The sequence below is a fragment of the Pseudoalteromonas sp. 1CM17D genome (assembly GCF_023161805.1).
Lineage (GTDB): Bacteria > Pseudomonadota > Gammaproteobacteria > Enterobacterales > Alteromonadaceae > Pseudoalteromonas > Pseudoalteromonas atlantica.
This window is the reverse complement of sequence record NZ_JALNTP010000001.1, coordinates 572,727-586,588: the sequence shown is the minus strand read 5'-3', so window position 1 is coordinate 586,588 and position 13,862 is coordinate 572,727. Positions and strand designations below refer to the sequence as shown.

The window sequence follows — 13,862 nt, the reverse complement described above, 5'->3', positions numbered from 1 at the left end:
GCACTGCTCTAATATAGGCTCCTTTATTTGTTGATTTCGCGGTTTTAGCGTAATTACGCGCAATAAAGTAAGATATTACTGTTGGAAATAAAATTAAAACGACGTTCAGTAGTATAAGTATAAGCACAGTGATTCAATTCCTTTTGATATTATTTTTATAGTCAGTTTTTTACAACAAGACCTTGGTCAGATTTAGTTAACTCAGTTTTTAAAGCAGTGATTTGCTCAACCTCATCTGCTGTTAATGCTTGATATAACCTAGGATAAGACCAGCCATAGCCCCACCTAAACGTGGTTGGTATAAAAGGGCTTCCACCAATACGTACCCCAGCAAGCATGAGATTAGCTATATGTATCTCGCCTACATCAGCAACACACTGCTGTAATACTTTATCTGCTTTTAAACGTTCCTCGTACGTACCACCTTGCCAATAGGCATAGTCATGCGCTGTGCAGCACGCTAACCAGAGCTTTTTATGCTGTATGGTCCCATCAGGGAATGAGCTACACCCATCTGATGTAAAGGGTTTTATATTTTCAGCATTAGCTGTACCAGAAAGTAAAATTAGTAAAAGGCTTGCACATAAACGCATTGTGTTAATACTCAAATTCACGTATGTAAGGTTAAATTTATACATAAGTGTTTTAGTTACGATTTTAGTTACAAATAATAACAGTTTTTTAAGTATAAAGAAGACGTCTAACTATCTAGGAACTGTTTATTTTTCTATGTTGAAATTATTAGCATAGAGTTTGGTTTTAAGGTAAACCACGCCTATTTTATGTGCTTACTTCCTGTACATGGCAAATACGCGCTGTCTTTAAATTAAACCGAAGAGTGATTAACATTTTTAAATTTTAAAAAAGAGATTCGTTAATTTACTTTTGTTACAATTGAGTTGTTGGCTTACAACACTTATACAATGTTAAGTTAGTATTTTGGAGAAAGGACGTGCTCGAACAAATAGAACAATGGATTGATGCAACAAATATTAAATATAAAACCCAAAGAATCAGTTGTGAGAAATTTGCTAGTGAGTTTACAGGGTTTTATCCTGTCGAATTTTTAAAAAATGCCTTTTACGTTATTGTCGATGAAATACCCAAACCTAACTTTCCTTTTTTGCGTGAAATGGGATTAGACGATTTTATTGACATGGATGCCGCAGGTACTACATACAAAAACACTTATTACATGCTTCCTTACGTAGCTGATAATTTAGCTGTACATTTTCATGAACTTGTTCACGTAGCCCAATGGAGTGAACTTGGCGCCGAGGCTTTTATGTTACGTTACTTAACCGAAATTCAGCAGGTTGGTTATGCAGCTGCGCCACTTGAAGTAATGGCGTATGGTCTTGATAAGCACTTTACAAATAATGGCAATAAAATAAACGTGCCTGAACACGTGGTTCAAGCTTTGTAGTTAATTAACATTTTCACAGGATTGCATATGACACGCTTTACTGTTTTTTTACTGAGCTTACTTAGTGTAAATGCCTATGCGGCATCGTTTGATGACGATATTGTGGCTGCATTACTTGAAAGAACAACACATAACGTTACCTACGATGGGTCTTATCGCTCTATTGGCTATCCTGGTGGTGATGTACCTGAGAATGTAGGTGTGTGCACCGATGTAATAATTAGAAGTTACAGAAAGTTAGGCATCGATTTACAGAAACTCGTGCATGAAGACATGCAAAATAACTTTACACTGTATCCATCTAAACGTATTTGGGGTTTAAATAAGCCTGATAAAAATATAGACCACCGAAGAGTGCCTAACTTACAAACCTACTTTAAAAGACAGGGTCGTGCGTTAGTGTTATCTGATAGCCCTGAAGATTATAAAACAGGTGATATAGTGACTTGGATGTTACCGGGTAACCTGCCACATATAGGTATGGTAGTTAATGAGCGTTCAGTACAAACTGGCAATCCATTAATTGTACATAACATTGGGCGTGGGGCAGAAAAAACCGATATGCTTTTTGATTATATAATCACAGGGCACTACCGGTTTGAACCACAGCATTTGAATAAAACGCAGTAAATTTATTTTAAATTAATACTTATATTACCGTTTGGCTTACAGCAGCACAGCAGTATTTCTCCCTCGCGTACAAACGCTAAAGGCTCTTCGTTATAGTGCACTTGGCCTGAGACTAACGTGGCTCTGCACGCGCCACAATAACCTTCGCGGCATTGATACGCTACGTCTATTTTTTGGTTTTCTAAGCAATCTAAAACAGAAGGGCAGCCAGTGCTAAACTCTATACACTGGCTGTTATCTGCAAGCGTTATACTTGCAGTGGGTTTGTCACACATTATAAATCAAAGTCACCAAATTCTGAGGCATCTACTTGTGAGTCAATTTGACCTACAAGGTATGAGCTAATTTCTGCTTCTTGCGGTGCAACTTGCACATTGTCAGACACAAGCCATGAGTTGATCCATGGAATTGGGTTACTGTTGTTTTCAAATTGCGCAGGCAGGCCAATGGCGGTCATACGTGCGTTAGTGATGTATTCAACATACTGACATAAAATGTGTTTGTTTAAACCAATCATAGAGCCATCTTTGAATAAGTACTCTGCCCATTCTTTTTCTTGCTCTGCGGCTTCAACAAACATTTTAATGGCTTCTTCACGACACTGCGCGGCAACAATCGCCATTTCAGGGTCATCTTTACCATCTTGCATAATGTTTAAAATATGCTGCGTACCCGACAGATGAAGCGCTTCATCACGTGCTATTAGCTTGATGATTTTAGCGTTACCTTCCATTAATTCACGCTCAGCAAAGGCAAACGAACACGCAAAGCTGACATAAAAACGAATGGCTTCAAGAATATTTACCGACATCATGGCAAGGTAAAGTTTCTTTTTAAGATCAAATAAGCTAATCACAACGGTTTGACCGTTAATTTCGTGCTTGCCTTCGCCATACAGGTTATAAAGCGACACGCCATTGATTAAATCATCGTAGTAGGTGGTTACCGCATCAGCACGTTCGCTAATTTTTTCGTTACTTACTATGTCATCAAAAATAAGTTCTGGTGACTGTGTAACGTTACGAATAATGTGGGTGTAAGAGCGACTGTGAATAGTTTCACTAAATGCCCATGTTTCTATCCATGTTTCTAGCTCAGGAATAGATACAATGGGGAGTAGGGCAACGTTTGGTGAGCGGCCTTGTACACTATCAAGCAGCGTTTGATATTTTAAGTTACTTAAAAATATGTGCTTTTCGTGCTCTGGTAATGCTTGAAAGTCTAAACGGTCTTTACTTACGTCTACTTCTTCTGGACGCCAAAAAAACGAAAGTTGCTTTTCAATCAATTTTTCAAAAATAGGGTATTTTTGTTGGTCGTAACGCGAAACGTTAACGGTTTGGCCAAAAAACATTGGCTCTTGCATTTGATCATTATGGTTACGACTAAAAGTAGTATAAGACATGTCTATCACTCAAAAAACTATCACTAAAACTATCAGGACAAAGCGGGCAAAGAGCCCGCTTTAAGTTTAACTATTAAATTTTACACGCGCCGCCTGCACAATCATCATCTTCCACTTCTGGAGTGTCGTCTTGTGCATCTGATGCGCCATCGCGGGTGTTATGGTAGTAAAGTGTTTTAACACCAAGCTTGTATGCACCTAGTAAGTCTTTTAATAAGACTTTCATAGGTACTTTACCGCCTTCGTATTTGTTTGGATCATAATTAGTATTGGCCGAAATAGTTTGGTCAATAAACTTTTGCATTATGCCCACTAACTGTAAGTAACCATCGTTTGATGGAATATCCCACAGTAGCTCGTAGTTATCTTTTAAGCGTTCGTACTCAGGAACTACTTGTTTTAAAATACCGTCTTTACTTGCTTTAACGCTAATGTGACCACGTGGTGGCTCAATACCGTTAGTTGCGTTAGAGATTTGCGACGATGTTTCTGAAGGCATTAATGCGCTAAGTGTTGAGTTACGCATGCCGTGCTCTTTAATGCTGGCACGTAATGAATCCCAATCTAAGTGCAGTGGCTCATCACAAATTTTATCTAAGTCACGTTTGTACGTATCAGTTGGCATAATACCTTGAGAGTACGTTGTTTCGTTAAACTTAGGACACGCGCCACGCTCTTTAGCCAGCTCGTTTGATGCTTTCATTAGGTAGTATTGAATTGCTTCAAACGTTTTGTGAGTCAGTGCATTAGCACTGCCATCTGAGTAACGCTTACCATTTTTAGCAAGGTAGTAAGCGTAGTTAATTACGCCTATTCCTAACGTACGACGGCCCATAGTGGCATTACGTGCAGCCGGTACTGGGTAGTCTTGGAAATCAAGTAGGTTATCAAGTGCACGTACTGCAAGCTCTGCAAGTTCTTCAAGTTCATCAAGTGACTCAATAGCGCCTAGGTTAAATGCAGATAGCGTACAAAGTGCAATTTCGCCTTCTTCATCGTTTACGTTATTTAACGGCTTAGTTGGCAATGCAATTTCTAAACATAAGTTAGATTGGCGAATTGGCGCAACTTTAGAAATAAACGGGCTGTGCGTATTACAGTGATCCACGTTTTGTAAATAAATACGACCTGTGCTGGCACGCTCTTGTGCGAACATTGAGAAAAGCTCAATCGCTTTAATACGCTTTTTACGAATAGACTCGTCTTGCTCGTATTTTACGTATAACGCATCAAACTCGTCTTGGTCTTCAAAGAATGCATCGTAAAGGCCAGGCACATCTGATGGGCTAAATAATGTAATGTAGTCGTCTTTAATTAAACGAGAATACATTAGTTTATTAAACTGTACGCCGTAATCTAAATGACGAACACGGTTATCATCAACACCACGGTTATTTTTAAGTACCAGTAGGTTTTCTACTTCTAAATGCCAAAGCGGGTAGAATAACGTTGCAGCACCGCCACGTACACCACCTTGCGAGCAGCTTTTAACTGCTGTTTGAAAGTGCTTATAAAAAGGAATACAACCTGTGTGGTACGCCTCGCCATTACGGATATGGCTACCTAAAGCACGAATACGGCCAGCGTTAATACCAATACCTGCACGTTGTGAAACGTACTTAACAATGGCAGATGATGTGGCGTTAATTGAATCAAGGCTGTCGCCACATTCAATAAGTACACACGAGCTAAACTGACGCGTAGGCGTACGCACACCCGACATAATTGGCGTAGGTAAAGAGATTTTAAACGTTGATACTGCATCGTAAAAACGTTTGATGTAGTCAGTACGCGTTTCGCGCGGGTAGTCAGAGAATAAACTCGCAGCCACTAAGATATATAAAAACTGAGCGCTTTCGTAAATCTCACCCGTTACGCGGTTTTGTACCAGGTATTTACCTTCAAGCTGCTTTACTGCTGCGTAGCTAAAGTTAAGATCGCGCGAATGATCAAGATAAGCATCTAGCTCGTCAAGCTCTTGCTCTGTGTAATCAACAAGTAAGTGCGCGTCGTAGCGTTTGTCTTCAACCATTTTTGTAACATGGTCAAATAAACGTGGTGGCTCAAACTGGCCATACGCTTTTTTACGTAAATGGAATACAGCTAAGCGGGCAGCTAAGTACTGGTAGTCAGGCGACTCTTTTGAAATTTGATCGGCTGCTGCTTTAATGATGGTTTCGTGAATGTCTTTTGTACGAATACCGTCGTAAAATTGAATGTGTGACTTTAATTCAACCTGTGAAACCGATACGTTGTTTAAACCTTCGGCGGCCCATTCAATAACGCGATGGATCTTATCAAGATCTAAAGGCTCTTTACGCCCGTCACGCTTGCTTACAGATAACTGTTGGTTCATAGCTTTGCCTGTATTCCTTGGGAATTGTGTATTTTGACCAATGCTTTATACCTCGCCAAAGCAAGGTACGTATTCATTTATTATAAGTTTCACCGTATTGGCGAATTTAATTGAATAACATTTGGCCACAATATCTGGTGTTGTTCAATTTAGAGATCACAAGATAGTGTGGTCTGAGCTGATTTGCAAGGGACATAATTGCCCCTATTTGTGGATAACTTTGGGATAACGTATTTGTGTTAGTAGTCACTCACCTTCGAACAATCATTTAAGTTGAAATAGCTAAAAATCAACTAATGATCTGCTAAATTTACGCATTTTGAAAATAAATTTCGACTGCTTTTTTTATCATCAAGCTTTGCATAAAAACTAACACAATCACAATATATAGTGCTTAAAAATTTACATGGCACTATATATGGTTAAAAGCATCAATAGGGGTGTGCCAGTTAAAATCGGCTTCCCAGCCCTTGGCCTCATCAATACTTGGTATATAGCCCCAAAGGGCTGTTGCTGTGTGCATACCTGCGGCTTTACCTGCTTCTATATCACGTTGAGCATCACCTATGTATAAACAACGCTTAGGATCTACGTTCATCAGTTTTGTACAGTGTAGTAAGGGTAAAGGTGATGGTTTAGCCTCGGTGAGGGTATCGCCACTGATCACAACGTGTGCATTTTTTAAAGCGGGTATAGCAGCCACTAATGGATCGGTTAAAAACCCTGGCTTATTAGTCATTATTCCCCATTTTATACCTTGGTTATCAAGGGCTATGAGTAATGATTCTATACCTTCAAAGCAGCGGGTGTGTGTCGCTAGGTTTTGGCTGTAGTGGCTGACTAACTGTTTTATACGTTCAGTTTGTGGTTGCGATGCCCATTGCGCTTTAAAGCCAAGTTCAAGTAGTGCGCCGGCGCCATTAGACGCTACTTTTCTATACGCCTCAGGCGTAACTTGCACAACACCTTCACTTTTAAGTACAGCATTTAAAGCAGCACCTAAATCGTCTGCTGTATCAAGCAAGGTGCCATCTAAATCAAATAAGAAAGCGTCGTACTCAAAAGGAGTTAAGGGGGTATGAGAGCTAGCCATTACGCTAACTTCTCAAAATGAAGAATGTAATTAACACTCACATCTGTATTTAATGAATACTGCTTAGAAAGCGGGTTGTAGCCCAGGCCAGCACTGGCACGTACTTTTAAACCGGCTTGTTCAGCCCATGCAATAAGTTGTGCAGGTTTGATAAATTTGTTGTGATCGTGTGTGCCCTCAGGCACCATTTTTAACAGCTTTTCAGCACCTACAATAGCAAACAAATAAGCTTTAGGTGTTTTATTTAGGGTTGAGAAAAACACATCAGCCCCTGGCTTGGCAAGCTCTGCGACTGCATGAATAATAGAAGCAGGGTCAGGTACATGCTCTAGCATTTCCATACAGGTTATTACATCAAAGCGAGCAGGGTGCTGGGTTGCAAATTCTTCCGCTGGTACTTTTATATAGTCAACATTTACACCGGTTTCTAGGCTATGAAGCTTTGCTACGGTGAGTGGCTCTTGCCCCATGTCTATACCGGTTACGTGTGCGCCCATGCGTGCCATGCTTTCGCTAAGAATGCCGCCACCACAGCCTACATCGAGTGTTTCTTTATCAAATAAGCCTTGGGTTTTGTTAGCCACAAAGTCTAATCGTAATGGGTTAATTTCGTGAAGAGGTTTAAACTCTCCGTCTTGGTCCCACCATCGCTCTGCAATGGCTTCAAATTTTGCTATTTCTGCGTTATCTACATTTTGATGTTCGGTCATAAAATACTTCCTCGTCAATCTGAGGCCATTATATAGGGCTAAATTGATAAATCGCAAAGTTTTGCGCCTGTAAATTTAAATTAATTGTGATAGCATGGTCGCTTAGAAATAATAACAAATACTCTTGGCGCCTAATACCGGGTTGCTAAGAGCTGATACTGAAGGAATGTGATATCAAATGACTGATCTCGCCAATGAAATTCTGCCAGTCAATATTGAAGACGAGTTAAAAAACTCCTACCTTGATTACGCAATGAGCGTAATTGTAGGACGTGCATTACCAGACGTACGTGATGGTTTAAAACCTGTTCACCGCCGCGTTTTGTTTGCAATGAACGAGCTTAGTAATGACTGGAATAAGCCTTACAAAAAATCGGCCCGTGTGGTCGGTGACGTAATCGGTAAATACCACCCACACGGCGACAGTGCAGTTTATGACACCATCGTGCGTATGGCACAGCCATTCTCACTACGTTATATGCTTGTAGATGGCCAAGGTAACTTCGGTTCGGTTGATGGTGATTCAGCAGCGGCAATGCGTTATACAGAAGTACGTATGGCAAAAATGTCGCATGAGTTATTAGCCGATCTTGAAAAAGAAACGGTTGATTTCGTTCCTAACTACGACGGTACCGAACAAATTCCTGACGTTTTACCAACCAAAGTGCCTAACTTGCTCGTTAACGGTTCATCGGGTATTGCGGTAGGTATGGCAACAAACATTCCACCTCATAACTTAACTGAAGTGGTTAATGGTTGTTTAGCGCTTATTCAAAACCCTGATTTAACGATTCATGAATTAATGGATTACATTCCGGGTCCTGATTTCCCAACGGCTGCCATTATCAATGGTAAAAAAGGCATTGAAGATGCTTATTTAACCGGCCGTGGTAAAGTGTACATGCGTGCACGCGCCGACATCGAAACCGATGAAAAAACAGGCCGCGAAACCATTATCGTGCACGAAATTCCTTATCAGGTTAACAAAGCACGCTTAATTGAAAAAATTGCTGAGCTTGTTAAAGATAAAAAAATTGAAGGCATTAGCGCACTACGTGATGAATCAGATAAAGACGGTATGCGTATCGTTATTGAGATCAAACGTGGTGATGTAGGTGAAGTTATCCTCAACAACTTATATTCACAAACTCAGTTACAAACTGTGTTTGGTATGAATATGGTTGCATTAATTAACAACCAACCTAAGTGTTTCAACTTAAAAGAAATGCTTGAAGAGTTTGTTATTCACCGCCGTGAAGTGGTTACACGCCGTACCGTATTTGATTTACGTAAAGCGCGCGACCGTGCTCATACCCTTGAAGGTTTAGCAATTGCGCTTGCCAACATCGACCCAATTATTGAGCTAATTCGTAAATCGCCAACCCCAGCAGAGGCTAAAGTAGCCTTAACAGCTCGCCCATGGGATTTAGGCAACGTACAAGCTATGCTTGAAAAAGCAGGCGAAGACAACGTAGCACGCCCAGATTGGCTGGCAAGTGAGCTGGGTATTCGCGATGGTCAGTACTATATTTCTGAGCAGCAAGCACAAGCAATTCTTGATTTACGTTTACACAAACTAACCGGTCTTGAGCATGAAAAAATCTTAGCAGAGTACCAATCGCTGTTAGATTTAATTGCTGAGCTACTACACATTTTAGCTAGCCCTGAGCGTTTAATGGAAGTTATTCGTGATGAGTTAGTAGAAATTAAAGAGCAATATGGTGATGAGCGTCGTACAGAAATTAACGCGGCAGCGCACGATATTAGCCTTGAAGATTTAATTAACGAAGAAGATGTTGTTGTGACCCTATCTCACGAAGGTTACGTTAAGTATCAGGCATTGTCTGATTACGAAGCGCAGCGCCGTGGTGGTAAAGGTAAGTCAGCAACGAAGATGAAAGATGAAGATTTCATTGAGCGTCTTTTAGTGGCTAATACCCACGATACCATTTTATGTTTCTCTACTGCGGGTCGTTTGTACTGGCTTAAAGTATACCAGTTACCACTGGCTAGTCGCGCCGCTCGCGGTAAGCCAATTGTTAACTTACTGCCACTTGAAGATGATGAGCGCATTACTGCTATCTTACCTGTACGCGAGTACGAAGAAGATAAATACATTTTCATGGCAACTGCATTTGGTACTGTGAAGAAAACCCCACTAACGGCATACAGCCGTCAACGTGCAAGCGGTATTATTGCGGTAAACCTTAACGAAGGCGATAGCCTAATTGGGGTTGATATTACCGACGGTAGCAACGAAATTATGTTGTTTACTGATGCAGGTAAAGTTGTACGCTTTAAAGAAGCGGAAGAGTCTGCTGTTGTTGATGAAAACGGCAACCCGGTACTCGACGAAGAAGGCAACCCTGAAATTCGTTTCAAAGGTGTTCGCCCTATGGGTCGTACTGCTACCGGTGTTCGTGGTATTAAGATGGCCGACGACCAACGCGTAGTGTCGTTAATTGTGCCTAAGTCTGACGGTGCTATTTTAACTGTGACTGAAAATGGTTACGGTAAACGTACTCAACTTGAAGATTACCCATCTAAGAGCCGTGCAACACAAGGTGTTGTATCTATTAAGGTGAGTGAGCGTAATGGCGCAGTAGTTGGCGCTGTACAAGTTGACGACAACGACGAAATAATGATTATTTCAAACCGTGGTACGCTAGTACGTACCCGCGTTAATGAAGTATCGACGGTTGGACGTAACACCCAAGGTGTTATTTTGATCAGAACTATTGACGAAGAGCAAGTAGTTGGTTTACAACGTATCGAAGAGATTGAAGTTACAGACAGTGACTTAGTTGATATTGAAGACGTTGAAACGGTTGATACAGTAAATGAAGAAGCAACGGATGATAATCCACCTTCTGAATAACTGAAATTGAAAAAGCGGCTAAGGCCGCTTTTTTTTATCATGTTGAAAAAAATTAATAATCCTTTTTTGTTTATCAAAAGAGTTTAAATTACTGGAATGAGGCAAAGGTAATGAGTAAATATAATTTTTGTGCGGGGCCAGCTATGCTTCCACAAGCTGTTATGCAAAAAGCACAAAAAGAATTTTTAGACTGGCAAGACTTAGGCGTATCTGTGATGGAAATAAGTCATCGTAGTAAAGATTTTTTAGCGCTTACAGCAAAATGCGAAGCCAGCCTTCGTCGTTTAATGAACATTAGCGATGAATTTGAAGTGTTATTTATGCACGGTGGTGGTCGCGGTCAATTTAGCGCTGTGCCATTAAATTTACATCAAAATGGTAAAACGGCGGTTTACTGCGAGAACGGCGTTTGGTCTAAAAGTGCCACTGACGAAGCTAATAAATTTACTCAAACCCATTCAATCAACGTTAGAAATGACGCAAACGGGCTGTTTTCTATAAAAGAAGTGGCGCAGTGGGAGTTACCTGCAGATGCATCTTACATTCACTACTGCCCAAATGAAACGGTAGACGGATTAGAGATTTTTGATGTGCCTAGTCACCCAACAGCGCCTATTATTGCTGATATGTCGTCGACTATTTTGTCGCGAGAAATTGACGTAAATAAATTTGATTTAATTTATGCCGGTGCACAAAAAAATATAGGTCCATCAGGTATAGCTATTGTTATTGTGCGCAAAACATTACTTGAGCGTGAAGGTTTAGCTAAACCTGGCATTTTAGATTACGCACTTGAAGCAAAACAAGGCAGCATGTTTAATACACCGCCTACTTTTGCATGGTATTTAGCGGCCGAAGTATTTGAATGGCTAGAGCAAAACGGTGGCGTTAAGGCAATGGAAGCACAAAATATTGCTAAAGCTAAGCTGCTTTATGACTTTATTGATGAATCGCCTTTTTATACTAATAAAGTAGCGACGCATTGTCGTTCGCGTATGAATGTACCGTTTTGGCTAAACGATGAAAGCTTAAACGAAAAGTTTGTAACGCAATCTAAAGAAGCCGGCTTACTTGCCCTAGAAGGGCACAGAATTGTAGGCGGTATGCGCGCAAGTATTTATAACGCAATGCCACTTGCAGGTGTGCAAGCCTTGGTTGACTTTATGGCGGCATTTGCACAGGAGCACAGCTAATGGAACAACTTCGTTTAGAGCCTATTTCTCGTGTAAATGGCAGTGTTACCTTACCAGGGTCTAAAAGCCTATCAAACCGTATTTTATTATTAGCAGCGCTGGCTCAAGGGACTACCGTTGTAGAAAACCTGTTAGATAGCGATGATATTCGCCACATGTTGGGTGCATTAAAACTACTAGGTGTTAACGTAACGCTTAATGATGATCGCACTGTGGCAACCGTAGAAGGGGTTGGCGGTGTATTTAAAACCCCAAGTGACCCTTTATTTTTAGGCAATGCAGGTACAGCGTATCGTCCTTTAACAGCGGTACTCGCTGCTGTAGCTGGGGAATATGAGCTTATAGGTGAGCCGCGCATGGAAGAGCGCCCAATAGGGCACTTGGTCGATGCGCTACAAGCACTTGGCGGCGATATTACCTACACAAAACATAAAGACTACCCACCACTAAAAATAATTGGTGGGCAAATTAAAGGCGGTACTGTTGAAATTGATGGCAGTATTTCTAGCCAATTTTTAACAGCATTGCTAATGGCTGCCCCTTTATTTAGTGGTGATACGCAAATTACCATTAAGGGTACTTTGGTATCTAAGCCTTACATTGATATTACGTTAGATGTAATGGCGCGTTTTGGGGTGACAGTTGAGCACAGCGACTATACAACATTTAAAGTTAAAGGCGGCCAACAATACCAATCACTAGAGCGTATTATGGTGGAGGGTGATGCATCATCAGCGTCTTACTTTGTTGCGGCAGCGGCCATTGCCGGTGGCGAAATTGAAATTAAAGGCGTGGGCGCTAAATCAGTTCAAGGTGATATTGGTTTTGCTAAAGTGATGGAACAAGTTGGCGCTGAAATAAAATGGTATGACGAGCGTTTAGTTGTTCGTAAAGGCGAATTAAAAGGTGTAGATATTGACGCTAACGCTATCCCTGATGCGGCAATGACACTTGCTACGGTTGCTTTATTTGCTAAAGGGCCTACGGCTATTCGCAATATTTATAACTGGCGTGTAAAAGAAACCGACCGTTTATATGCAATGGCAACTGAACTTCGTAAAGTGGGTGCCGAGGTTGTAGAGGGTGAAGATTTTATCGAAATTACACCACCGAGTGCATTCAATGATGTGGCTATAGATACGTATGACGATCACCGTATAGCGATGTGTTTTGCAATGGTTGCCGTAGGCGGAAAGCCTATTACAATCAACGATCCTAAGTGTACATATAAAACTTTTCCAACCTTTTTCAAGGTTTTAGCATCAGTGAGTGAGTAGGCTTTTTATAAATAATTATAAAAAGTTACACACTAAAGCGGATCTATTTGCAGAAGTGACGTATAATATCGCGGTTTTATTTAGGTGTGCATTGCAGGAGGTTTTAAATGCAGGCGTTATTAATGCCCGTAATCACCGTTGATGGCCCAAGTGGTTCAGGTAAAGGAACTGTTTGTCGCTTGTTAGCCGACAAATTGGGGTGGGATGTATTGGATAGCGGCGCAATTTACCGTGTATTATCCCTTGCCGCACTTCATCACCAAATAGCATTAGACAACGAAGAAGCGCTTGTCCCGCTTGCTGCAAACTTAGATGTGCAGTTTTTGGTTGATAGCCAAACTAATGCTGGAAAAGTTATTTTAGAAGGCGAAGATGTAACCTCGACAATTCGTAATGAAGAGGTTGGGGCAGCTGCTTCAAAAGTGGCTGCATTACCGCGTGTACGTGAAGCGTTACTTCGACGCCAGCGTGCGTTTAAAACCGAACGGGGCTTAATTGCTGATGGCCGAGATATGGGCACCGTGGTTTTTCAAGACGCACCATTAAAAATATATTTAACCGCTAGTGCACAAGAACGCGCGCGCAGACGTTATGTTGAGTTGAATGAGCGCGGCCTTGATGTTACACTAAGTGGTCTATTACAGGACATTCAAGCTCGTGATGAGCGCGATATGAATCGCACCGTTGCGCCGCTTGTTCCTGCTGATGATGCAATTGAAATAGACACAAGCGAGCTTAATGCTCAGCAAGTGTTTGATAAAGTTATAACTTTAGTCGATATTGCTATCTCACAAGGCAAGTTTCCTAAACGAAGCTAAACACATTTTATGCACCAGCAGGACGCCAGTGCTATTTTAACAACCCCATGCAGCATGGTTGCTTATTGGTATTAAT

General features: G+C 41.1%; 12 protein-coding genes. 6 read left to right on the top strand and 6 right to left on the bottom strand.

What is annotated here, in order from left to right; genetic code table 11:
- Positions 1-161: 161 nt before the first annotated feature.
- Positions 162-593 (bottom strand): hypothetical protein, encoded by a 432-nt coding sequence (locus MSC25_RS02620; RefSeq protein ID WP_248442635.1) that lies wholly within the window; start codon positions 591-593, stop codon positions 162-164.
- A 359-nt stretch (positions 594-952) separates the two neighbouring features.
- Between MSC25_RS02620 and MSC25_RS02615 the strand changes: the two genes are divergently transcribed.
- Complete coding sequence (locus MSC25_RS02615) at positions 953-1,426, top strand: hypothetical protein (RefSeq protein ID WP_248442467.1); 474 nt, start codon at positions 953-955, stop codon at positions 1,424-1,426.
- Between the two features lie 27 nt (positions 1,427-1,453).
- Entirely contained in the window at positions 1,454-2,056 is a 603-nt protein-coding gene (locus MSC25_RS02610; protein WP_248442466.1) for a DUF1287 domain-containing protein, read from the top strand.
- Positions 2,057-2,058: 2 nt separating this feature from the next.
- Here the strand turns inward: MSC25_RS02610 and yfaE are convergent, their stop codons facing one another.
- From yfaE to ubiG, 5 genes are all read right to left on the bottom strand, one after another.
- Entirely contained in the window at positions 2,059-2,331 is a 273-nt protein-coding gene (gene yfaE, locus MSC25_RS02605; RefSeq protein ID WP_248442464.1) for a class I ribonucleotide reductase maintenance protein YfaE, read from the bottom strand.
- Positions 2,331-3,461: a class Ia ribonucleoside-diphosphate reductase subunit beta gene (gene nrdB, locus MSC25_RS02600; RefSeq protein WP_004587863.1), complete on the bottom strand. Its 1,131-nt coding sequence runs from the start codon at positions 3,459-3,461 to the stop codon at positions 2,331-2,333. The genes yfaE and nrdB overlap by 1 nt, the downstream gene beginning before the upstream one ends.
- A 73-nt stretch (positions 3,462-3,534) precedes the next feature.
- Positions 3,535-5,817 (bottom strand): class 1a ribonucleoside-diphosphate reductase subunit alpha, encoded by a 2,283-nt coding sequence (nrdA, locus tag MSC25_RS02595; RefSeq protein ID WP_054982452.1) that lies wholly within the window; start codon positions 5,815-5,817, stop codon positions 3,535-3,537.
- A 412-nt stretch (positions 5,818-6,229) separates the two neighbouring features.
- The gene (locus MSC25_RS02590; protein ID WP_248442462.1) at positions 6,230-6,910 is read right to left on the bottom strand and encodes an HAD-IA family hydrolase; all 681 of its coding nucleotides are present in this window, start codon (positions 6,908-6,910) and stop codon (positions 6,230-6,232) included.
- Complete coding sequence (gene ubiG, locus MSC25_RS02585) at positions 6,910-7,620, bottom strand: bifunctional 2-polyprenyl-6-hydroxyphenol methylase/3-demethylubiquinol 3-O-methyltransferase UbiG (RefSeq protein ID WP_004587866.1); 711 nt, start codon at positions 7,618-7,620, stop codon at positions 6,910-6,912. Before ubiG ends, MSC25_RS02590 begins: the two co-directional genes overlap by 1 nt.
- A gap of 178 nt (positions 7,621-7,798) precedes the next feature.
- Between ubiG and gyrA the strand changes: the two genes are divergently transcribed.
- The 4 genes from gyrA to cmk all read left to right on the top strand — a co-directional run bounded on the left by gyrA (position 7,799) and on the right by cmk (position 13,786).
- Positions 7,799-10,498 carry a DNA topoisomerase (ATP-hydrolyzing) subunit A gene (gene gyrA / locus MSC25_RS02580; RefSeq protein WP_054982454.1) on the top strand — a complete coding sequence of 900 codons (2,700 nt, stop codon included), beginning with the start codon at positions 7,799-7,801 and terminating at the stop codon, positions 10,496-10,498.
- Positions 10,499-10,608: 110 nt separating this feature from the next.
- On the top strand, positions 10,609-11,691 hold the full coding sequence (serC, locus tag MSC25_RS02575) for a 3-phosphoserine/phosphohydroxythreonine transaminase (protein WP_024034095.1): 1,083 nt from the start codon (positions 10,609-10,611) through the stop codon (positions 11,689-11,691).
- Positions 11,691-12,968: a 3-phosphoshikimate 1-carboxyvinyltransferase gene (aroA, locus tag MSC25_RS02570; RefSeq protein ID WP_248442460.1), complete on the top strand. Its 1,278-nt coding sequence runs from the start codon at positions 11,691-11,693 to the stop codon at positions 12,966-12,968. The genes serC and aroA overlap by 1 nt, the downstream gene beginning before the upstream one ends.
- A gap of 107 nt (positions 12,969-13,075) precedes the next feature.
- The gene (gene cmk / locus MSC25_RS02565; protein WP_248442458.1) at positions 13,076-13,786 is read left to right on the top strand and encodes a (d)CMP kinase; all 711 of its coding nucleotides are present in this window, start codon (positions 13,076-13,078) and stop codon (positions 13,784-13,786) included.
- Positions 13,787-13,862: the final 76 nt, after the last annotated feature.

What these genes read in the sequence shown, in the direction of transcription:
- MSC25_RS02620 (WP_248442635.1), bottom strand. Translation starts at nt 593, where the DNA reads ATGCGTTTATGTGCAAGCCTTTTACTAATTTTACTTTCTGGTACAGCT.
- MSC25_RS02610 (WP_248442466.1), top strand. Translation starts at nt 1,454, where the DNA reads ATGACACGCTTTACTGTTTTTTTACTGAGCTTACTTAGTGTAAATGCC.
- yfaE (WP_248442464.1), bottom strand. Translation starts at nt 2,331, where the DNA reads ATGTGTGACAAACCCACTGCAAGTATAACGCTTGCAGATAACAGCCAG.
- nrdB (WP_004587863.1), bottom strand. Translation starts at nt 3,461, where the DNA reads ATGTCTTATACTACTTTTAGTCGTAACCATAATGATCAAATGCAAGAG.
- nrdA (WP_054982452.1), bottom strand. Translation starts at nt 5,817, where the DNA reads ATGAACCAACAGTTATCTGTAAGCAAGCGTGACGGGCGTAAAGAGCCT.
- MSC25_RS02590 (WP_248442462.1), bottom strand. Translation starts at nt 6,910, where the DNA reads ATGGCTAGCTCTCATACCCCCTTAACTCCTTTTGAGTACGACGCTTTC.
- ubiG (WP_004587866.1), bottom strand. Translation starts at nt 7,620, where the DNA reads ATGACCGAACATCAAAATGTAGATAACGCAGAAATAGCAAAATTTGAA.
- gyrA (WP_054982454.1), top strand. Translation starts at nt 7,799, where the DNA reads ATGACTGATCTCGCCAATGAAATTCTGCCAGTCAATATTGAAGACGAG.
- serC (WP_024034095.1), top strand. Translation starts at nt 10,609, where the DNA reads ATGAGTAAATATAATTTTTGTGCGGGGCCAGCTATGCTTCCACAAGCT.
- aroA (WP_248442460.1), top strand. Translation starts at nt 11,691, where the DNA reads ATGGAACAACTTCGTTTAGAGCCTATTTCTCGTGTAAATGGCAGTGTT.
- cmk (WP_248442458.1), top strand. Translation starts at nt 13,076, where the DNA reads ATGCAGGCGTTATTAATGCCCGTAATCACCGTTGATGGCCCAAGTGGT.